Genomic DNA, 19480 nt, shown 5'->3' with positions numbered 1-19480 from the left:
GCGGGAAAAGCCATTGGGAAGGGAAGACAAAGCGTGATGCGATACGTCAGGAATATGCGTGGCTATGGAGCCAATCCGCCGAACCCGAAATGGCCCGGCGGCGCGCGTATAGCCGTACAATTCGTCGTCAACTATGAGGAAGGCGGCGAAAACTGCGTGCTGCATGGCGATGCGGCGTCCGAGGCGTTTCTTTCCGAGATCGTGGGTGCCGCGCCCTGGCCAGGCAAGCGCCATTGGAACATGGAATCGATCTACGAATACGGCGCGCGCGCCGGTTTTTGGCGGCTCCACCGCATGTTCACGGCGGCGGAGGTGCCGGTGACGGTGTTTGGCGTGGCAAGCGCGCTCGCCCGCTCTCCCGAGCAGGTGGCGGCAATGAAGAAAGCTGAGTGGGAGATCGCCTCGCATGGTTTGCGCTGGATCGACTATCGCGATCATGCGGAGGAGGATGAGAGGGCCGATCTTGCCGAGGCTGTCCGGCTGCATGCAGAAGTGGTCGGCGAGCGGCCGCGCGGGCTCTATCTCGGCCGCACCTCCGTGAATTCCGTCAGGATCGCCATCGAGGAAGGTGGCTTCGACTGGATCTCCGACGCCTATGACGACGACCTTCCCTATTGGCTCGACCATGACGGACAGGGCAATGCCACGCGTCCGCAGCTCGTCATTCCCTATACGCTGGATGTCAACGACATGCGGTTCGCCACGGCGCAGGGGTTCAATTCCGGCGACCAGTTCTACGCCTATCTCAAGGACACTTTCGACACGCTCTATTCTGAAGGCGCCGCCGGCCGGCCGGCGATGATGAGCATCGGACTTCACTGCCGTCTGGCGGGGCGACCGGGCCGGGCCGCCGCCCTGCAGCGCTTCATCGAGTATGTGAAGGGGCATGACGGGGTGTGGCTCGCACGGCGAGCGGACATTGCCGCCCACTGGATGACGACGCACCCCTACGAGGCGCCGAGGGTGCGCCCCAGCCGCATGGGGCTGGCCGAATTCGTCGAGCGGTTCGGCGGCGTGTTCGAACATTCCCCATGGATTGCCGAGCGGGCGCACAGGCTGGAACTGGGCCCCGCCCACGACAGCCCCGAAGGGCTGCACAATGCGCTGTGCCGGGCGTTTCGTTCCGCGAGCCACGAGGAGCGGCTCCGCGTTCTCACCGCCCACCCGGACCTGGCGGGCAAGCTTGCCGCGGCCAAGCGCCTTACGGCGGAATCGGCGCGGGAGCAGGCCTCGGCCGGTCTCGATGCGCTGACGGACGAGGAGCGCGAGACATTCAGCCGTCTCAACGCGCAATATGTGGAGACTTTCGGGTTTCCCTTCATCATCGCGGTCAAGGACAACAGCAAGGAAAGCATTCTGCGGGCATTCCAGCAGCGCATTGCCAACGACCGCGAAACCGAATTCGCCACGGCCTGCGGCCAGGTGGAGCGTATCGCCTGGCACCGGCTCAGGGACCTGCTGCCTTCATGAGGAGAACGATATGAGCGCGCGCCGCTATTATGCGCCGACCGGCGGGCATCCGGGGCAGGATGAGCTTCTGACGGGCAGGGCCGTCTTCACCGATGCCTATGCGGTCATTCCAAGGGGGGTGATGCGCGATATCGTGACGAGCCGGCTGCCGTTCTGGGAAGAGACGCGCTGCTGGATCATCGCCCGGCCGTTAAGCGGCTTTGCCGAAACGTTCTCCCAGTACATCGTGGAAGTGGCGCCCGGCGGGGGCAGTTCGCGCCCGGAGCCCGATTCAACGGCGGAGTGCGTTCTGTTCGTGGTGTCCGGCGAAGTGGTCGTCACCCACGAGGGAAGCGAGCATGTGATGGGCGAAGGGGGCTATGCCTATCTGCCGCCTTCCGCCGGCTGGAGCCTTTTTAACACGGGCAGCGAGCCGGCGCGATTCCACTGGATACGCAAAGCCTACGAGCCGATGGAAGAAGGCATCGGGGCGCCGGAGGCGTTCTTCGTCAACGAGAAGGATATTGCGCCCACGCCGATGCCGAAGACCGAGGGCAGATGGGCCACCACGCGTTTCGTCGACGCGGACGATCTTCGCCACGACATGCATGTGACGATCGTAACCTTGGAGCCGGGCGCGGTCATTCCCTTTGCCGAAACCCACGTCATGGAGCACGGGCTCTATGTATTGGAGGGCAAGGCGGTCTATCGGCTGAACCAGGATTGGGTCGAGGTGGAGGCGGGCGACTTCATGTGGCTGCGCGCCTTCTGCCCGCAGGCCTGCTACGCGGGCGGGCCGGGCCCGTTCCGCTATCTGCTCTACAAGGATGTGAATCGCCATCCCAAGCTCGGTACGCCGTTCCGTTGAAGGAGCTCGACCCATGAAGCGCATCGAAGCGCAATCGCTGACACGGGAGGCTTTCGCGCCTTTCGGCGACGTCATCGAGACGGAGGGAGCCGACAGCTTTCTCATCAATGAGGGCAATTGCCGGCGCTTTCACGATCTGGCGCGCGTGGAGGCGGTCGGCGAGGGCGCGCGGGTGCTGATCAATATCTTTAGGGGCCAGCCCTATGCGATGCCGCTGACGCTCGGCATGGTCGAGCGGCATCCGCTCGGCAGCCAGGCCTTCATGCCGCTGTCGGGGCGTCCCTTCCTCGTCGCGGTGTGCCCGGACAATGACGGCGTTCCCGGCGAGCCGCTGGCCTTCATCACCGCGCCGGGGCAGGGCGTGAACTATGCGCGCAATGTCTGGCATGCGGTGTTGACGCCGATCGGCCAAGAGCAGGATTTCCTCGTCATTGACCGGGGCGGCGAAGGCAACAATCTCGAAGAGTTCTTCTTCGACGAGCCTTTCACGATCCATGTTGGGGAGAACCCATGAAGGATGCATCCTTCGTCCACCGTCTGCTCGATGTGATCGAGCGGGAGATCGTGCCGCTGACGGTCGAAGGCGTGAGGGCGGGCAACAAGCTGTTCGGGGCGGCGATACTGAGGAAAAGCGATTTCTCGGTGGTGGTCGCGGAGACCAACAACGAGATCGAGAACCCGTTATGGCATGGCGAGGTTCACGCGCTGAAACGGTTCTATGAGCTGCCAAGGGACGCGCGGCCGGATACGAAGGACTGCCTCTTCCTGTCAACGCACGAACCCTGCTCGCTGTGCCTTTCGGCCATCACCTGGGCCGGGTTCGACAATTTCTATTACCTCTTCAGCCACATGGATTCCCGCGACAGTTTCGCTATTCCGCACGACCTGAAGATATTGAAGGAGGTCTTCACGCTGGAGCCCGGCGGCTACAATTCCAGCAACGCATTCTGGGATGGCCGCGCCATACGCGAACTCGCGAGTGCCCTGCCGGAGGCGCAGCGGCAAGCGGTGGAGGGGCGAGTCGCGACGCTCTCCGCGACATATGAGGCGCTGTCGCGCGCCTATCAGGAAGGCAAGGCGGGAAACGATATTCCGCTTGGTTGAGGCCGGTTGGCGCTATTCGATCAGTGGTGTCAGTACGTTCGCAGCTTGGGCATATCCTTGGCGCGCTTCTTCCTGCTGTTGCTGTCCGGTTCCTTCATTGCCTTGACCGTTGCGGCATTCGCCACTTTCACCGGGAACGACACTGCCTTGTCGCGCGCGACAAGGATGAGGGCCATGCGGACGTAATCGGCCACGGACAGGCCCATCTCCGCGAGGGCGGCGGCTGCTTCCTGCTTCGTCTCGGCACCATGCGTGCGCTAACAACGATATCTGTGGCCATTGCGCGCTCCCATGCAGCCCAGGTAGCTATAAGCGGCCACAAGTGGCGACAGGACGAATGGCGCGAAGGCTAGAGCCTTTCAGGTTTTGACGGAAGCATATCCTGCATTGAGGAAGTAGTTGCTGCATTCGCTGGGCTGGATTGAGGAGACGAGGCCGCCGATGTGCCGCCATGTCTCCTCGATGGTTCGCTTTTGGGCCGTGCGCATCCAGTGCTTGATCTTGGCGAAGGCCTGCTCGATCGGATTGAGGTCGGGCGAGTATGGGGGCAGATACCAGAGCCTTGCGCCGGCGGCTTTGATCATCTGCCGGACGGCGGCCGACTTGTGCGAGCCGAGATTGATGGGGTGGACGCCCCCTCACGGCATCGCTGTGCCAAAGTGGTGTCGTTGATCATCACTTGAACGGAGGCGTCCATGTTGGAAGTTAACACAATCGGATTGGACCTGGCGAAGAACGTGTTCCAGGCGCACGGCGCAGATGGGTCGGGAGCTGTGCTGTTCCGGAAGAAGCTTCGCCGCGATCAGGTACTTCGCTTTCTTGTCGATCAGCCGGCCTGCACGGTTGCCATGGAAGCGTGCGCCGGCAGCCATTACTGGGCGCGGGAGATCGCGAAGCTCGGGCACGAAGTCCGGCTGATCGCTCCGGGATACGTCAAGCCATTTGTGAAGCGTCAGAAGAACGATGCGGCTGACGCCGAAGCAATCTGTGAAGCTGCGCAACGGCCGACCATGCGGTTCGTGGCGGTGAAGAGCGAAGAGCAGCAGGCTGCGGCAATGGTGTTCCGCGTCCGCGATCTTGTCGTTCGCCAGCGGACCCAGACGATCAATGCAATACGCGGCCATCTTGCGGAATTTGGACTTGTGGCTGCGCAAGGCCTCTTCCACGTGGCCAAGCTCATCGCGACGATTGAGGATAAGGGTTCCGCCATCCCCGAAGCCGCCCGCCCGATCCTGTCTCTACTCGTTGAGCAGTTGCGGGCGCTGGATACGAGAGTGGCCGAGCTCGACCGAGAGGTCGCTCGGCGCGCCAGAGAGGATGCGGAAGCCAGGCGCTTGATGACCATTCCCGGTATAGGACCGGTCACCGCGACGGCGCTTGCCGCGTTGGCCCCGTCCGCTCAGACCTTCAAGAGAGGCCGGGACTTCGCGGCATGGCTCGGACTAACGCCGCTGCAACGTTCTTCGGGCGGCAAGCAGAAGCTCGGCGAGACGTCTCGAATGGGCGAGCGAACCCTGCGACGGCTGCTGATCATTGGGGCCAGCGCCGCCGTGCGCTGGGCCATGCGGAAGGGATCGACCGGGGATCCGTGGCTTTCGCGGATGCTTGAGCGCAAGCCACCCATGCTGGTCATCGTCGCCTTGGCCAACAAGACGGCGCGCATCGTGTGGGCATTGATGGCCAGAGGCGGAACCTATCGAACGCCGGCCATAGCAGGATAGTCCGCTCTATACCGCTCCTCGAGCGGGCTGCCATGGTGTGAGAAGGTCGAACGGAGAGTATGGCGCAACGGTCAACGAGACGGGATCGGGAAAACCAGATCATGGATACGTGCCTTGAGCACGCGAGATTGAATTGGACCCGCTCCGCGAACTCCCATACGGGCCCGCGGCATGTAGAACGCCGCATCAGAGGCCGGACACATGTCAGCACCTGACCACGCTCCGCGCTCTTCGAAAAGATTCTTCTTGCACCAACGGGGGCGTCCACACATGTCCATGACGACGATGTCGCCCGGTTTGAGCACCGGCACGAGCTGCTGCTCGACATAGGCGCGGAAGCACGGGCCGTTGATCGGTCCGTCGAAGACGCAAGGCGCCGTCAGCCGGTCGTGGCGCAAAGCGCCGAGGAAGGTCAGCGTGCGCCAGTGGCCGTGCGGGGCAAAGCCGCGCAGGCGCTTGCCTCTCGGCCCCCAGCCCCGCAGCGGCGCCATGTTGGTCTTGATCCAGGTCTCGTCGATGAACACCAGCCGTGTCGGATCGAGACCGGACTGCCAAGAACGCCAGCGTTGCCGCCGGCGGGCAATATCGGCACGGGCCTGCTCAAGGGCGAACAGTGTTTTTTTTAAACCGAAGCCCCTCGCGGCGCAGGAAGCGCCACACCGTATCGTGCGACACCTTCACGCCGCGCGCCGCCAGCTCTTCCTTCAGCTTGTGCAGCGACAGATGCGGCGTCTGGCTGATCCGCTCGGCGATGAAGGCACGGTGCGGCTCCAACACGCGCTTGCGGTGCCCGCCCATCTTGCCCGGCGCCACAGACCCGCTCGCACGGTAGCGCTGAGACCACTTCACCGCCGACGAGACGGCAACGCCGAAACGAGCCGCCACCGACCGGCAGCTCTCGCCGGCCTCGACCGCCCTGACAACACGTTCACGCAAATCATTCGAAAGAGGTCGCGTCATCCGATGCTGGCCTCCACTCCAGCCAGCATCTTGAATCACAAAACGTCCGAAATCGGAATCCCCTCCGATTCAGATACAACCTGAACCGCTCTAAACCCGCTCCAGGGCCACCGCGATGCCCTGGCCGACGCCGATGCACATGGTGGCGAGCGCCAGCCTTGCATTTTTCTCGCGCAGTTCGAGGGCAGCGGTGCCGGTGATGCGGGCGCCGGACATGCCGAGCGGATGACCCAGCGCGATGGCGCCGCCATTGGCGTTGACATGGGGTGCGTCCTCGGGAATGCCGAGCTCACGCAGGACGGCGATGCCCTGGGAAGCGAAGGCTTCGTTGAGTTCGATGACATCGAAGTCGGAAGGCTTGAGGCCGAGCCGGGCGCAGAGCTTTTCGCTGGCTGGGGCCGGGCCCATGCCCATGATGCGGGGCTCGACGCCGGCCGTAGCGCCGCCGAGAATACGGGCGATGGGTGTGAGGCCGTACTTCCTCGCCGCTTCCTCGGATGCGACGATGAGGGCGGCGGCGCCGTCGTTTACGCCAGAGGCGTTGCCGGCGGTCACCGTGCCGTTCTCGCGAAAGGGAGTGGGCAGCTTGCCGAGCTTTTCGACGCTCGAGCCTGGGCGGGGATGCTCGTCCTTCCCGACCACGACCGGATCGCTCTTGCGCTGGGGTATGGTGACGGGAACGATCTCCCTGGCCAACCGGCCGTTTTCCTGGGCGGCGACGGCCTTTTCCTGGCTACGCACGGCGAAGGCGTCCTGATCGGCGCGGCTGATCTTGAACTGCTCGGCGACGTTCTCGCCCGTCTCCGGCATGGAATCGACACCGTACTGCATTTTCAGGACAGGATTCACGAAGCGCCAGCCTATGGTCGTGTCGTAGATCTCGGCATTCCGGGAAAAGGCGGTTTCGGCCTTGGGCATGACGAAGGGCGCGCGGCTCATGGATTCCACGCCACCGGCGATCATGATGTCGGCCTCGCCCGCCTTGATGGCGCGCGCCGCGATGGTGACCGCGTCCATGCCCGATCCGCAGAGGCGGTTCACGGTGGAGCCGGGCACCTGGACCGGCAGGCCGGCAAGCAGCACCGCCATGCGTGCGACGTTGCGGTTGTCCTCGCCCGCCTGATTGGCGCAGCCGTAAAACACATCATCGATGGCGGCCCAGTCGATGCCGGGATTGCGCTCGATCAGCGCCTTGATCGGCAGTGCCGCCAGATCGTCGGCGCGGACGGAGGAAAGCGCGCCGCCGAAGCGGCCGATGGGTGTGCGGATATAGTCACAGATAAAGGCTTCAGCCATCTTTCGATCCTTTCCTCGCACCAGGCGCTTCGGCGCCTTTGTGCGCCCTTTCGGTGCGAGCCTTCAAGTCCCTGAGCGTGGAAAGCTCGAGCGGTGTCGGCGGCGGCGTCTCTTCCAGCCGGTCGGCGAATTTGACCGTCCAGCCGCAGGTTTCCTGCACCTGTTCGCGGGTGACGCCGGGGTGGAGGGAGAGGACGGTAAATTCCTTCGTCTCCGGGTCCGGCTTCCATATGGCAAGATCGGTGATCAGCAGCGTCGGCCCCTTGGTGTCGATGCCGAGGCGCTGGCGGTGGTCGCCGCCATCGCCGTGGCCGAAGGAGGTATAGAAGTCGATCTTCTCCACCATGCCGCGCTTCGACTGCGCCATGGTGATGTAGACCTCGCCGGACGAAGTGGCGATCTCCGGCGCGCCGCCGCCGCCCGGCAGCCGCACCTTGGGCTTATCATAGTCACCGACGACCGTGGTATTGATGTTGCCGAAACGATCGAGCTGCGCCGCGCCGAGGAAGCCTATGGAGACCCGGCCGCCCTGCAGCCAGTAGCGAAACATCTCCGGCACGGAAACGGTGGTCAGCGCTGTCTCGCACAATTCGCCGTCGCCGATGGAAAGCGGCAGCACGTCCGGCGCGGTTCCGATGGTGCCCGACTCGTAGATCAGCGTGATGTCGGGCGCATGGGTGAGGCGGGCGACATTGCAGGCCGCCGAAGGTGCACCGATGCCGACAAAGCATACGTCCTCATTGGTCAGCGCGCGCGAGGCGGCGATGGTCATCATCTCGTTCGGGGTGAAATCCTGTCGGGTCATTGCGCCGTCCTCAGCTTTTCCACTCGGTTGGCGAAGTCCTGGGGCCGCGCGTTCAGGACATTTTCCTCCATCCAGACATGGAACCGCTCGCGGTCGGCGGAAACCTCGTCCCATTCCAGATAGGCCGCGTTGTCGCGGGCGTAATATCCATGGGCGTAGGAGGGATGGGCGCCGCCGGGCACGAGCGATATCGCATCGATGGTCCAGTGGGGCAGGATGCACAGGTTGGGATGGGCGTTGCTGAAATCGTCGACGATCTCCTCGACCGTCACGACCGTGCGTCTGGCGGCCAGGGCCGCTTCCTTCTGGATGCCGATGATCCCCTCGACCAGCACATTGCCCTTGCGGTCGGCCTTCTGGGCGTGAATGAAGGTGACGTCCGGCCTCATCGCGGGGACGGCAGCAAGCTGCTCGCTCGTGAAGGGGCAGGTGACGGACTTTATGTTCGGGTTGACGCGGGCGAGCTCGGCACCGCGATAGCCGCGGAAGATTGCGCAGGGAAGGCCCGCCGCGCCCGCCTCATAGGCGTTGGCCATCGCAGCATGGGAATGCTCCTCCACCTCGACCGCCTGCGGCCAGCCGTTCTCCACCGCATCCCGCATGCGCCGCAGGAGGCCGACGCCGGGATTGCCGGCGTAGGAGAAGACGAGCTTCTTCACCAGACCCATGCCGATCATCTGGTCGTAGACCACATCCGGCGTCATGCGGATGAGCGTCAGGTTGCCGATTTTCTGGCGGATCGCCTCGTGGGCGGCGGCGGTGGGGATGAGGTGGGTAAAGCCCTCGAAGGCGGCGGTGTCGCCCGGGCGAAGATTCTGCCGCACCGCCTCGTCCAGGGGCATCATGCGCGCCATCAACCTCTCCTTGTATGTTCGTATTGCGAACAAAAGTATTATATGCAATACTATTTACGCTGATCGAGGAAACGAGTCAACGGAGGGCGTCAATGGCAGGAAGTCGGCTGACCATGCAGGAAGATGTGGCCGTACAACGCGATCATGTGGGCTCGCTGGCGAAGGGGCTGGCGGTGGTGGAAATCCTATCCCGCGCCCCGGGCGGATTGCGGCTGACCGAAGTTGCCGAACTGGCAGGCCTTACCCGCGCCGGAGCGCGCCGGCTTCTGCTGACGCTGGTCGCGGAAGGGTATGCCGAGCAGCGGGAGCGTCGGTTCGTTCTTTCGGCCAAGCTCCTGTCGGTCGCGCGTTCCTATATCGGCGAAGCCTCGGTCTGGAGCTATGCGACGCCCATCCTGCGCGGGGTTTCGGAGGCGCTGGGCGAGTCCTGTTCGGCGGCGGTGCTGGATGGGGAGGACGTCGTCTATGTGGCGCGGGCGGCGGGGCGGCGCATCGTGTCGGTGCAGCTTGCCGTTGGAGCTCGGTTGCCCGCCTACTGCACCTCCATGGGGCGGGTGCTGCTGTCAGGACTGGATGCGGCCGAACTCGCCGGTTTTCTCGAAAAGGCGTCGATCGGCACCAACACGCCCAACACCGTTACGGACCGGCAGGCGCTGGCCGGGCTTGTGGCCGAGGCCGGGCGGGCAGGCTACGCCATCGTCGACCAGGAACTGGAGATCGGCCTGCGCTCGATCGCCGTGCCGGTGCGCGACCGGGCGGGGCGGATTTGCGCGGCCGTCAATGTTTCCACCCAGGCGGCGCGTTTTTCCTGTGACGAGATGCACGGCACCATACTTCCGCTGTTGAAACAGGCTGCCGCCCTGATCGAGGATTTCCTGGCGCTCCAGTAGCCTGGCGATGGCCAGTGCTTTCGTGTTGCTACGCCGCGCTCTGGTTAGACGCGGAGCGCTTGCCGATCATGCCGCGCATCTTGCGCGACAGACGCGCTTGCAGCCGTGCGTGCATGGCTCGCTCCCATTCGTCGGCCAGCGGATCGCTGTCGGCGACACGCGGGAGGGCGAGCAGCGATTCGATGACGGAAATCGAGTCGTCGTTTGCCAACAACGCTTCGATCTGCGCTTCAACGTTCTTGTCTGATGACATGGTACGCCTCATTCGATTCACTGCGCGATAGATGGCGCCCAAACCTGACGGGAGAAAGGCCGTTGCATGAATATTTGGCGACACTCTTATGAAAAAATAAGCCCGCATCCGGTGGGATGCGGGCTTGCTGTTCAGTCGGCTAGAGCCTTTCAGGTTTTGACGGAAGCATATCCTGCATTGAGGAAGTAGTTGCTGCATTCGCTGGGCTGGATTGAGGAGACGAGGCCGCCGATGTGCCGCCATGTCTCCTCGATGGTTCGCTTTTGGGCCGTGCGCATCCAGTGCTTGATCTTGGCGAAGGCCTGCTCGATCGGATTGAGGTCGGGCGAGTATGGGGGCAGATACCAGAGCCTTGCGCCGGCGGCTTTGATCATCTGCCGGACGGCGGCCGACTTGTGCGAGCCGAGATTGATGGGGTGGACGCCCCCTCACGGCATCGCTGTGCCAAAGTGGTGTCGTTGATCATCACTTGAACGGAGGCGTCCATGTTGGAAGTTAACACAATCGGATTGGACCTGGCGAAGAACGTGTTCCAGGCGCACGGCGCAGATGGGTCGGGAGCTGTGCTGTTCCGGAAGAAGCTTCGCCGCGATCAGGTACTTCGCTTTCTTGTCGATCAGCCGGCCTGCACGGTTGCCATGGAAGCGTGCGCCGGCAGCCATTACTGGGCGCGGGAGATCGCGAAGCTCGGGCACGAAGTCCGGCTGATCGCTCCGGGATACGTCAAGCCATTTGTGAAGCGTCAGAAGAACGATGCGGCTGACGCCGAAGCAATCTGTGAAGCTGCGCAACGGCCGACCATGCGGTTCGTGGCGGTGAAGAGCGAAGAGCAGCAGGCTGCGGCAATGGTGTTCCGCGTCCGCGATCTTGTCGTTCGCCAGCGGACCCAGACGATCAATGCAATACGCGGCCATCTTGCGGAATTTGGACTTGTGGCTGCGCAAGGCCTCTTCCACGTGGCCAAGCTCATCGCGACGATTGAGGATAAGGGTTCCGCCATCCCCGAAGCCGCCCGCCCGATCCTGTCTCTACTCGTTGAGCAGTTGCGGGCGCTGGATACGAGAGTGGCCGAGCTCGACCGAGAGGTCGCTCGGCGCGCCAGAGAGGATGCGGAAGCCAGGCGCTTGATGACCATTCCCGGTATAGGACCGGTCACCGCGACGGCGCTTGCCGCGTTGGCCCCGTCCGCTCAGACCTTCAAGAGAGGCCGGGACTTCGCGGCATGGCTCGGACTAACGCCGCTGCAACGTTCTTCGGGCGGCAAGCAGAAGCTCGGCGAGACGTCTCGAATGGGCGAGCGAACCCTGCGACGGCTGCTGATCATTGGGGCCAGCGCCGCCGTGCGCTGGGCCATGCGGAAGGGATCGACCGGGGATCCGTGGCTTTCGCGGATGCTTGAGCGCAAGCCACCCATGCTGGTCATCGTCGCCTTGGCCAACAAGACGGCGCGCATCGTGTGGGCATTGATGGCCAGAGGCGGAACCTATCGAACGCCGGCCATAGCAGGATAGTCCGCTCTATACCGCTCCTCGAGCGGGCTGCCATGGTGTGAGAAGGTCGAACGGAGAGTATGGCGCAACGGTCAACGAGACGGGATCGGGAAAACCAGATCATGGATACGTGCCTTGAGCACGCGAGATTGAATTGGACCCGCTCCGCGAACTCCCATACGGGCCCGCGGCATGTAGAACGCCGCATCAGAGGCCGGACACATGTCAGCACCTGACCACGCTCCGCGCTCTTCGAAAAGATTCTTCTTGCACCAACGGGGGCGTCCACACATGTCCATGACGACGATGTCGCCCGGTTTGAGCACCGGCACGAGCTGCTGCTCGACATAGGCGCGGAAGCACGGGCCGTTGATCGGTCCGTCGAAGACGCAAGGCGCCGTCAGCCGGTCGTGGCGCAAAGCGCCGAGGAAGGTCAGCGTGCGCCAGTGGCCGTGCGGGGCAAAGCCGCGCAGGCGCTTGCCTCTCGGCCCCCAGCCCCGCAGCGGCGCCATGTTGGTCTTGATCCAGGTCTCGTCGATGAACACCAGCCGTGTCGGATCGAGACCGGACTGCCAAGAACGCCAGCGTTGCCGCCGGCGGGCAATATCGGCACGGGCCTGCTCAAGGGCGAACAGTGTTTTTTTTAAACCGAAGCCCCTCGCGGCGCAGGAAGCGCCACACCGTATCGTGCGACACCTTCACGCCGCGCGCCGCCAGCTCTTCCTTCAGCTTGTGCAGCGACAGATGCGGCGTCTGGCTGATCCGCTCGGCGATGAAGGCACGGTGCGGCTCCAACACGCGCTTGCGGTGCCCGCCCATCTTGCCCGGCGCCACAGACCCGCTCGCACGGTAGCGCTGAGACCACTTCACCGCCGACGAGACGGCAACGCCGAAACGAGCCGCCACCGACCGGCAGCTCTCGCCGGCCTCGACCGCCCTGACAACACGTTCACGCAAATCATTCGAAAGAGGTCGCGTCATCCGATGCTGGCCTCCACTCCAGCCAGCATCTTGAATCACAAAACGTCCGAAATCGGAATCCCCTCCGATTCAGATACAACCTGAACCGCTCTAAGATGTGGAGCGGACGGCAAGTCTCTGACGTTGCTCCGGCTTTTCCGGAAGTTTCTAGACGTAGCGGTTGACGATGTTCTCCAGGCGCTCCTGACGGCCGGAAACCGGCTGCGGCTCGATGCCTTCCTTCGCAACGCGGTCGGCGATCTGCTCCAACGTGCGCTCGCCCTTGAGCATGGCCTGCGCCTCGGCATCCCGCCAGCCGGCATAGCGCTCCTCCAGCGGTCCGCTTAGGGCCTTGTCCTCGACCATGCGGGCGGCGGCCTTGAGGCCGCGCGCGCATACGTCCATCCCGCCCACATGGGCCGCGATGAGGTCTTCGGGGTCGAGCGACTGGCGGCGCAGCTTCGCGTCGAAATTGGTGCCGCCCGTGGTAAACCCGCCCTGCTGCAGGACGTGGTAATAAGCCAGCGCCACCTCAGGCGTGTTGTTGGGAAACTGATCGGTATCCCATCCGGATTGATAATCGTTGCGGTTGACGTCGATGGAGCCGAGGATGCCGAGCGCGCCGGCCAGCGCCAGCTCGTGCTCGAAGGAGTGGCCGGCGAGGATTGCGTGGCCCTGCTCGATGTTCACCTTGACCTCGTTCTCAAGCCCGTAGCGCTTGAGGAAGCCGTAGACGGTGGCGACGTCGAAATCGTACTGGTGCTTGGTCGGCTCCTGTGGCTTGGGCTCGACCAGAATGGTGCCTTCGAAGCCGATCTTGTGCTTGTAATCGACGACCATCGTCAGGAACCGGCCGAGCTGGTCCAGCTCGCGTCCCATATCGGTGTTGAGAAGCGTCTCGTAGCCTTCGCGCCCGCCCCACAGCACGTAGTTCTGGCCACCCAGCCTTTTCGTCACGTCCATGCAGGCTTTGACGGTGGCCGCGGCGTAGGCGAAGACTTCAGGATTGGGATTGGTGGCCGCGCCCGCCATATAGCGGCGGTTCGAGAACAGGTTCGCGGTGCCCCAAAGCAGCTTGGGGCCGCCATTTTCCATCTTGCCGGCAAAATAGTCGGCAATTTCGTCCAGCCGGGCGACGCTCTCCTTGTAGGTCTCGCCTTCCGGGCGCACGTCGTGATCGTGGAAGGTGTAGAAGGGCGCGCCGAGAATGTCGAACATCTCAAAGGCAACGTCGGCCTTGAGCCTGGCCAGTTCCATCGTTTCACCGAACCAGGGGCGCTCGAAGGTCTGGCCGCCGAAGGGGTCGTTGCCCGGCCAAACGAAATTGTGCCAGTAGCACACGGCAAAGCGCAGGTGATCTTCCATGCGCCGGCCCAGCACTTTTTCGTCGGGATTGTAATGCCGGAAGGCCAGCGGGTTGTCGCTGTCCGGTCCCTCATAGGCGATTTTGGCGATGTCGTCGAAGAAACCCGTGCTCATGTCGTTGCTCCTCGTAGTGCGGGATAGAGTCTGGTGTAGCGTTGGTAGGCTGCTTCGAAAGCCGGCCCGAGTTCGGCATCGGGCTCGATGGTGGCGGCAATGGCCGGCGGCGTGCAGACCGACAGGGGATCAGCCTTCTCCGCCGCTATCAGGCCGAGGCGGGCGGCGCCGAACGCGGCGCCGAAATCGCCCTCGGCGGGGATGTCGATGGGCAAGTTCAGCGCGGTCGCGATCGCCTTCAGCCAATAGGTCGAGCGCGAGCCGCCGCCGATGGCGGTAGCGCGGGCAAGCTCGGTGCCGGCGGATTTCAGCGCTTCGAGATTGTCGCGGAAGGCAAAGGCGACGCCTTCCATCACCGCCTGGGTCAATGCGGGCCGATCGCTCCGATGGGACAAGCCGGCAAAGCCGCCGCGAATGGCGGCGTCATTGTGCGGCGTTCTCTCGCCGGACAGATAGGGAAGGAAGGTGGCGCTGCCCGGCGTGCGCAGCGTGTCGCCCAGTTCCGCGGTCAGTTCGGCAGGCTTGCGGCCGCAGATGCCGGCAAGCCAGTTGAGCGAGTCCGTGGCCGACAGGATGACGCCCATCTGATGCCATGTGGTGGGCAGGGCGTGGCAGAATGTATGCACTGCGCTTGCCGGGTTGGGCAGGTAGCTTTCATTGGCCGCGAACAACACGCCCGAGGTGCCCAGCGAGACGAATGCCGAGCCCGGCGCGACCGTGCCCGCGCCGCAGGCGGAGGCGGCGTTGTCGCCCGCGCCGCCGGCCACGACGACGCTATCGGCCATGCCCCAGCGGCTGGCGATTTCCCGCCGCAGCCGCCCCGAAACCTCGGTGCCTTCCACCAGATCCGGCATATGGCTCTCATCGAGATCGGTCGCGGCCAGGAGTTCGGGAGACCAGCGGCGGGAGGCGACGTCGAGCCAGGCGGTGCCGGCGGCATCGGACATCTCGGAAACGTGCTCTCCGGTCAGCCAGAGCCGCAGATAATCCTTGGGCAGCAGCACCTTGGCCGTGGCCGCGAAATGCTCCGGTTCATTGGCCTTCACCCAGACGAGCTTCGGCGCGGTGAAGCCTGGAAAGACGATGTTGCCGGTCAAATCGCGGAAGATGGGATCGGCGTCGAGGGCGGCGGCCTCGGCATGACTGCGCGTGTCGTTCCAAAGGATCGAGGGGCGCAGGGGCTTGTCCGCCGCGTCCAGCAGGGTTGCGCCGTGCATCTGGCCGGAAAGGCCGATGCCGCGTACCGCCGCCAGTTCCTCCGGATGCGAGCGTTTCAACTGGTCCATGGCGGCTTGCGTCGCCGCGATCCAGTCCGCCGGGTCCTGTTCGGACCAGCCGGCATGGGGCCGCATCACCTCCAGCGGGGCATTGGCCGAAGCTATGATTTCCTGATTGCCGCCGATCAGCAGCGCCTTGACCCCGGAAGTGCCGAGGTCGAGCCCGAGATACATTTCATTCCTCCCGCGCCGTCAAAGACCAGACCGGTCTTGAACTTCGCACCATGATTTTTTTCGAGTCTCGAATAAACAAGCACATGAAGCGGGTGCCAGGCAATCCGGCAGCGGCCCAACCGAGGCGAAAAGTGATGTGGCATGGCACAATGGATACATTGCCGGGTGCCTTTTCTTTTGCAGCCGCCCCTCTTATCGTGCCGGCTGATCGAGAGGAGACCATGATGAGCCAGACGCAGGACGTTGCAATACTTGTACCGGGAAAGCTTCACCCGCACGCTGTGGAGCGCATCGAGAGCCGCTTCCGGCTGGTGCGGATCGAGCGCGCCGATCCCGCGCTTCTGACGGATGCGATGAAGGCAAAGGTCAGGGGCATCGCCTCGTCGACGGTGATCGACGCCGGTTTCATCGACGCGCTTCCCAAGCTCGAGATCATCGCCAATTTCGGGGTTGGCTACGACGCCGTGGACGCTGCGCATGCGGGCAAGAAGGACGTCATGGTGACCAATACGCCGGATGTCCTGACCGAGGAGGTGGCGGATACCGCGCTCGGGCTGCTCCTCAATGCGGTACGCGAGCTGGCGCGCGCGGAGAACTATCTGCGGGCCGGGAAATGGCGTTCGGAAGGGCCATATCCGCTCACCAAAGGCAGCCTGCGCGGGCGCAGCGTCGGCATTTTCGGCATGGGGCGCATCGGGCGGGCCATCGCCCGGCGCATCGAAGCCTTCGGCCTACCCGTCAGCTATCACAACCGCCGACCCGTCGACGATGTGAATTATGCCTATTATCCGACACTCATCTCGCTGGCAGAGGCCGTCGATACGCTGATCTCGGTCGCGCCGGGCGGCGGGGCGACGGAGAAGGCGGTGAACGCGCAGGTCCTGAAGGCGCTCGGGCCGAACGGCGTCTTCGTCAATATCGGGCGCGGCAGCACCGTCGACGAGGACGCGCTGGCCGAGGCGCTGGCCAATGGCGGGATACTGGCCGCCGGTCTCGATGTCTTCGCCGACGAGCCGAATGTGCCGCAGGCTTTGCTCGACTGCGAGAATGCGACCCTCCTGCCGCATGTGGGCTCCGCCTCGGTCGTCACCCGTCAGGCAATGGCCGATCTCGTCGTCGACAACCTCATCGCCTGGTTCGAGGAAGGCAAGCCGGTCACGCCGGTTCGGGAGACTGAGCACGTGCAGGCCCGGCGCTGAAGCGACGCAAGGTTCGGTTAACATTGGGCGGCAATAATGGCGCACTTATAGAGCGCCCTGCGTCCATTCGGACGCTAGGCAAGGACGCTCTGACATTTAGGATCTACGCCGGACTTTCCGAAAAATCGATTCGGATTATGCGCCGATGCCGTAGAAGGTGCGGAGTTCGCTTGTGAAGACGATGACCTCCCTGTTGCTGGTTGGCGCTCTTGCCGGCGCGTCCTTTGCGATCTGGCCCGAGGATCGTGTGTCGGAGGCCGGGAAGGCCGTGGCTGAAAAGGGGCGGCTTTCGCGCTACCGGCTCATCGTTTCTGGCCGGGACGAAAGCTGCCTGGTCGAAAAGGGCGTGGAAACCGGTCTGAATGCGGCCGAACTGAAGGCCGAGGAAGGCTGCTACCGGCTGCTTCCGCGCCTGGCCGATGCGCGGATATGGAAGAGGGACGACGAAGGCGACGTGGTTTTCGCCGCGGCGGACGGAAGGGAGATCGCCCGGTTTTTCGCTGCTGACGGCGTGGCCTTCGAATCGGTCAAGCCCGCCTCGCCGCTGATGTTGCTTACGGCCGAATAGGCTACTCGGCCGCCGCTGCGGGTCTGCGCGCGCTTGCGTGGGCCCGGACGGCTTCGCCGAAGGCTTCGAATATCCTGCGGGACGCGGTGTCGGTGGCTGCCCAGTATTCGGGATGCCACTGTACGCCGACCGCGAAGGCCTTGGCGCCTATGGCGGAGACCGCTTCTATGGCGCCATCCGGGGCCACCGCTTCGATGGCAAGGTTCGGCCCCAGACGGTCTATGCCCTGGCGGTGAACCGAGTTCACGTTGATCTCGACGGGGCCGAAGACATCCGCCAAACACGACCCCTCCCTGATATGAACCGGATGCCGGATGGCGAAGCGATCGTCCTGACGGTCGCTTTCGGGCGCCCGGTGGTCCATCGCCCCCTCGCGCTCCTGGATTTCGCCGGCGAGCGTGCCGCCAAGCGCCACGTTCATCTCCTGAATGCCGCGGCAGATCGCGAGCAGCGGGACGCCACGTTCGATCGCCCTGCGGATCAGGGGCAGCGTCGTCGCATCGCGACGCTCGTCGTAGGGACCGTTCCTTTCGTCCGCTTCCATGCCGTAATGGCGCGGGCTCACATTGGACTTCGAGCCGGTGAGCATCACTCCGTCCACGGATGAAAGGAGGCTCTCGAGATCTAGACGCTCACCAAAGGAAGGGACCAGCACGGGCAGGACGCCCGCGACCGACAGGGCCGCCTCCAGATACTGGTCCGGGGCGGCATGCCACGTGTATTTCTCGAATTCCTTGACGTCGGTGGAGACGGCGACGAGCGGCTGGAGCATCCTGTTCGGCCTCGTTCTGGCGCTTCGGTGATCTCGGTCACATCTAATTGCCGCGCGGCGGCTTTCCAACTGCTTTCGCTGCGGTTGCGGCATTCGCGTGCAGATTTTACCAAACCGCAAGATGGAGGCGTCCGCTCAACTGGACTTGGCGCAAGACGCGTGTATTGATACGGCCCGGCTCCGGGGGAGGATGGCGCGTGATGCCACAGCGCCCCGTGTCCGTCTGTAAAAATCGATCCTCATTTCCGGGAGGTATTCCATGGATCGCCGTTCATTTATCAAGAAGGCAGGCTTGGCTGGCGCGGGCGCCGGTGCGGCCGCGCTTGCAACGCCAGCCATTGCGCAGGGCAACCAGACCTGGCGCATGGTCACCACGTGGCCGAAGAACTTTCCAGGGCTGGGCGTGGGCGCGCAACGCCTTGCTGACCGCATCACCGCCGCTTCCGGCGGCCGCCTGACAATCCAGGTCTATGCCGCGGGCGAACTGGTGCCGCCGCTGCAGTCGCTGGATGCCGTCATCGACGGATCCGCCGAAATGAGCCACGGCGCCGCCTATTACTGGCAGAACAAGAGCATCGCCCTGTCGTTCTTCACGGGCGTTCCCTACGGCATGACCTCCCGCGAGATGGCCGCATGGGTACGCTACATGGGCGGCCAGGAACTCTGGGACGAGATTTACGACCAGTTCGGCGTCCAGGGCTTCCTGTCGGGAGACACGGGCACGCAGGCAGGCGGTTGGTTCCGCAACGAGCTGACCGGCCTCTCCGATGTCCAGGGCATCCGCTTCCGTACTCCCGGGCTCGGCGGCCGTGTGTGGGAGAAGCTTGGCGCGACCGTCACCAACATGGCGGCGGGCGAAATCTTTCAGGCGCTGCAGTCGGGCACGCTCGACGCGGCGGAATTCGTCGGCCCCTACAACGACCTCGCACTCGGTTTCTACCAAGTTTGCAAGAACTACTATTTCCCGAGCTTTATCGAGCCCGGCCTTGCCACCGAACTCGTCGTCGACAAGGCGAAATACCAGGAGCTGCCTACGGACCTTCAGGCAATCATCAGGGATTGCTCGCAGGCCGAATATGACCAGGTCGCTTCCGACTTCTACGCCAACGATCCCCGTGCCCTGAAGACCCTGGTCGATGAGCACGGCGTGATCGTGCGCACCTTCCCGGACGACATCCTGCAGGCCGGCGCCGATGCTGCCGTGGAAATCCTGACGGAGCTGCGTGATTCCGACGATGCGCTGACGAAGAAGACCACCGAAAGCTTCCTTGATGCGCTCAGCGTGCTGCGTACCCGCAGCGAGAGCACCGACGGCGCCTACATGCAGGCGCGCGAGAAGTTCTTCAAGATCTGAACGAAAG

General features: G+C 63.8%; 17 protein-coding genes and 5 pseudogenes. 10 read left to right on the top strand and 12 right to left on the bottom strand.

What is annotated here, in order from left to right:
- Positions 1-36: 36 nt before the first annotated feature.
- Genes puuE through NTH_RS06900 form a run of 4 tightly spaced genes read left to right on the top strand, consistent with a single transcriptional unit; the run spans position 37 to position 3421 of the window.
- A complete protein-coding gene (gene puuE / locus NTH_RS06915; protein WP_338529333.1) occupies positions 37-1470 on the top strand; it encodes an allantoinase PuuE in 1434 nt (477 codons plus the stop codon).
- A 10-nt stretch (positions 1471-1480) separates the two neighbouring features.
- Positions 1481-2317: a bifunctional allantoicase/(S)-ureidoglycine aminohydrolase gene (locus NTH_RS06910; protein WP_338529332.1), complete on the top strand. Its 837-nt coding sequence runs from the start codon at positions 1481-1483 to the stop codon at positions 2315-2317.
- 13 nt (positions 2318-2330) lie between these two features.
- Complete coding sequence (locus tag NTH_RS06905; RefSeq protein WP_338529331.1) at positions 2331-2831, top strand: ureidoglycolate lyase; 501 nt, start codon at positions 2331-2333, stop codon at positions 2829-2831.
- A complete protein-coding gene (locus tag NTH_RS06900; protein WP_338529330.1) occupies positions 2828-3421 on the top strand; it encodes a nucleoside deaminase in 594 nt (197 codons plus the stop codon). Before NTH_RS06905 ends, NTH_RS06900 begins: the two co-directional genes overlap by 4 nt.
- A gap of 29 nt (positions 3422-3450) precedes the next feature.
- On the opposite strand, the pseudogene NTH_RS06895 reads toward NTH_RS06900, so the two are convergent.
- Positions 3451-3651, bottom strand: a pseudogene (locus NTH_RS06895) (type II toxin-antitoxin system RelB/DinJ family antitoxin); the annotation flags it as partial.
- 129 nt (positions 3652-3780) lie between these two features.
- Positions 3781-4041, bottom strand: a pseudogene (locus NTH_RS06890) (transposase); the annotation flags it as partial.
- 75 nt (positions 4042-4116) lie between these two features.
- On the opposite strand from NTH_RS06890, the gene NTH_RS06885 reads away from it, so the two are divergent.
- Positions 4117-5142 (top strand): IS110 family transposase, encoded by a 1026-nt coding sequence (locus tag NTH_RS06885; RefSeq protein ID WP_338528339.1) that lies wholly within the window; start codon positions 4117-4119, stop codon positions 5140-5142.
- A gap of 263 nt (positions 5143-5405) precedes the next feature.
- Here the strand turns inward: NTH_RS06885 and NTH_RS06880 are convergent.
- The 4 genes and pseudogenes from NTH_RS06880 to NTH_RS06865 form a co-directional block, all read right to left on the bottom strand.
- Positions 5406-6102, bottom strand: a pseudogene (locus tag NTH_RS06880) (IS630 family transposase); the annotation flags it as partial.
- A 90-nt stretch (positions 6103-6192) separates the two neighbouring features.
- The gene (gene pcaF, locus NTH_RS06875; protein WP_338529328.1) at positions 6193-7398 is read right to left on the bottom strand and encodes a 3-oxoadipyl-CoA thiolase; all 1206 of its coding nucleotides are present in this window, start codon (positions 7396-7398) and stop codon (positions 6193-6195) included.
- Positions 7391-8203: a CoA-transferase subunit beta gene (locus NTH_RS06870; protein ID WP_338529327.1), complete on the bottom strand. Its 813-nt coding sequence runs from the start codon at positions 8201-8203 to the stop codon at positions 7391-7393. Before NTH_RS06870 ends, pcaF begins: the two co-directional genes overlap by 8 nt.
- The gene (locus NTH_RS06865; protein WP_338529326.1) at positions 8200-9057 is read right to left on the bottom strand and encodes a CoA transferase subunit A; all 858 of its coding nucleotides are present in this window, start codon (positions 9055-9057) and stop codon (positions 8200-8202) included. The genes NTH_RS06870 and NTH_RS06865 overlap by 4 nt, the downstream gene beginning before the upstream one ends.
- 92 nt (positions 9058-9149) lie before the next feature.
- Between NTH_RS06865 and NTH_RS06860 the strand changes: the two genes are divergently transcribed.
- Complete coding sequence (locus NTH_RS06860; RefSeq protein ID WP_265518610.1) at positions 9150-9947, top strand: IclR family transcriptional regulator domain-containing protein; 798 nt, start codon at positions 9150-9152, stop codon at positions 9945-9947.
- A 28-nt stretch (positions 9948-9975) separates the two neighbouring features.
- Here the strand turns inward: NTH_RS06860 and NTH_RS06855 are convergent, their stop codons facing one another.
- The gene (locus NTH_RS06855; protein WP_265518609.1) at positions 9976-10200 is read right to left on the bottom strand and encodes a hypothetical protein; all 225 of its coding nucleotides are present in this window, start codon (positions 10198-10200) and stop codon (positions 9976-9978) included.
- 149 nt (positions 10201-10349) lie between these two features.
- A pseudogene (locus NTH_RS06850) lies at positions 10350-10610 on the bottom strand (transposase); the annotation flags it as partial.
- Positions 10611-10685: 75 nt separating this feature from the next.
- Between NTH_RS06850 and NTH_RS06845 the strand changes: the two are divergent.
- Positions 10686-11711 (top strand): IS110 family transposase, encoded by a 1026-nt coding sequence (locus NTH_RS06845; protein WP_338528339.1) that lies wholly within the window; start codon positions 10686-10688, stop codon positions 11709-11711.
- Between the two features lie 263 nt (positions 11712-11974).
- On the opposite strand, the pseudogene NTH_RS06840 reads toward NTH_RS06845, so the two are convergent.
- The 3 genes and pseudogenes from NTH_RS06840 to xylB form a co-directional block, all read right to left on the bottom strand.
- Positions 11975-12671, bottom strand: a pseudogene (locus NTH_RS06840) (IS630 family transposase); the annotation flags it as partial.
- Between the two features lie 147 nt (positions 12672-12818).
- On the bottom strand, positions 12819-14129 hold the full coding sequence (gene xylA / locus NTH_RS06835) for a xylose isomerase (protein ID WP_338529325.1): 1311 nt from the start codon (positions 14127-14129) through the stop codon (positions 12819-12821).
- Entirely contained in the window at positions 14126-15580 is a 1455-nt protein-coding gene (xylB, locus tag NTH_RS06830; protein ID WP_338529324.1) for a xylulokinase, read from the bottom strand. The genes xylA and xylB overlap by 4 nt, the downstream gene beginning before the upstream one ends.
- Positions 15581-15801: 221 nt before the next feature.
- Here xylB and NTH_RS06825 point away from each other — a divergent pair, with 221 nt between their 5' ends.
- Together NTH_RS06825 and NTH_RS06820 are read left to right on the top strand one after the other, a co-directional pair.
- Positions 15802-16779, top strand: coding sequence for a 2-hydroxyacid dehydrogenase (locus tag NTH_RS06825; protein ID WP_422392361.1), 978 nt, complete (start codon positions 15802-15804; stop codon positions 16777-16779).
- Between the two features lie 172 nt (positions 16780-16951).
- Positions 16952-17347: a hypothetical protein gene (locus NTH_RS06820; protein ID WP_338529322.1), complete on the top strand. Its 396-nt coding sequence runs from the start codon at positions 16952-16954 to the stop codon at positions 17345-17347.
- Between the two features lies 1 nt (position 17348).
- Here the strand turns inward: NTH_RS06820 and NTH_RS06815 are convergent, their stop codons facing one another.
- Positions 17349-18119: a gamma-glutamyl-gamma-aminobutyrate hydrolase family protein gene (locus NTH_RS06815; protein WP_338529321.1), complete on the bottom strand. Its 771-nt coding sequence runs from the start codon at positions 18117-18119 to the stop codon at positions 17349-17351.
- Between the two features lie 259 nt (positions 18120-18378).
- Between NTH_RS06815 and NTH_RS06810 the strand changes: the two genes are divergently transcribed.
- Positions 18379-19473, top strand: a complete 1095-nt coding sequence (locus tag NTH_RS06810; protein WP_338529320.1) for a TRAP transporter substrate-binding protein — start codon at positions 18379-18381, stop codon at positions 19471-19473.
- The last annotated feature ends 7 nt before the right edge of the window (positions 19474-19480 follow it).

Source organism: Nitratireductor thuwali (assembly GCF_036621415.1).
GTDB classification, from domain to species: domain Bacteria; phylum Pseudomonadota; class Alphaproteobacteria; order Rhizobiales; family Rhizobiaceae; genus Chelativorans; species Chelativorans thuwali.
This window is presented reverse-complemented; position numbering and strand designations above follow the sequence as displayed.

Bases quoted from the DNA above. Each gene is read 5' to 3' on its own strand.
- puuE (WP_338529333.1), top strand. From the start codon at position 37: ATGCGATACGTCAGGAATATGCGTGGCTATGGAGCCAATCCGCCGAAC.
- NTH_RS06910 (WP_338529332.1), top strand. From the start codon at position 1,481: ATGAGCGCGCGCCGCTATTATGCGCCGACCGGCGGGCATCCGGGGCAG.
- NTH_RS06905 (WP_338529331.1), top strand. From the start codon at position 2,331: ATGAAGCGCATCGAAGCGCAATCGCTGACACGGGAGGCTTTCGCGCCT.
- NTH_RS06900 (WP_338529330.1), top strand. From the start codon at position 2,828: ATGAAGGATGCATCCTTCGTCCACCGTCTGCTCGATGTGATCGAGCGG.
- NTH_RS06885 (WP_338528339.1), top strand. From the start codon at position 4,117: ATGTTGGAAGTTAACACAATCGGATTGGACCTGGCGAAGAACGTGTTC.
- pcaF (WP_338529328.1), bottom strand. From the start codon at position 7,398: ATGGCTGAAGCCTTTATCTGTGACTATATCCGCACACCCATCGGCCGC.
- NTH_RS06870 (WP_338529327.1), bottom strand. From the start codon at position 8,203: ATGACCCGACAGGATTTCACCCCGAACGAGATGATGACCATCGCCGCC.
- NTH_RS06865 (WP_338529326.1), bottom strand. From the start codon at position 9,057: ATGGCGCGCATGATGCCCCTGGACGAGGCGGTGCGGCAGAATCTTCGC.
- NTH_RS06860 (WP_265518610.1), top strand. From the start codon at position 9,150: ATGGCAGGAAGTCGGCTGACCATGCAGGAAGATGTGGCCGTACAACGC.
- NTH_RS06855 (WP_265518609.1), bottom strand. From the start codon at position 10,200: ATGTCATCAGACAAGAACGTTGAAGCGCAGATCGAAGCGTTGTTGGCA.
- NTH_RS06845 (WP_338528339.1), top strand. From the start codon at position 10,686: ATGTTGGAAGTTAACACAATCGGATTGGACCTGGCGAAGAACGTGTTC.
- xylA (WP_338529325.1), bottom strand. From the start codon at position 14,129: ATGAGCACGGGTTTCTTCGACGACATCGCCAAAATCGCCTATGAGGGA.
- xylB (WP_338529324.1), bottom strand. From the start codon at position 15,580: ATGTATCTCGGGCTCGACCTCGGCACTTCCGGGGTCAAGGCGCTGCTG.
- NTH_RS06825 (WP_422392361.1), top strand. From the start codon at position 15,802: ATGATGAGCCAGACGCAGGACGTTGCAATACTTGTACCGGGAAAGCTT.
- NTH_RS06815 (WP_338529321.1), bottom strand. From the start codon at position 18,119: ATGCTCCAGCCGCTCGTCGCCGTCTCCACCGACGTCAAGGAATTCGAG.
- NTH_RS06810 (WP_338529320.1), top strand. From the start codon at position 18,379: ATGGATCGCCGTTCATTTATCAAGAAGGCAGGCTTGGCTGGCGCGGGC.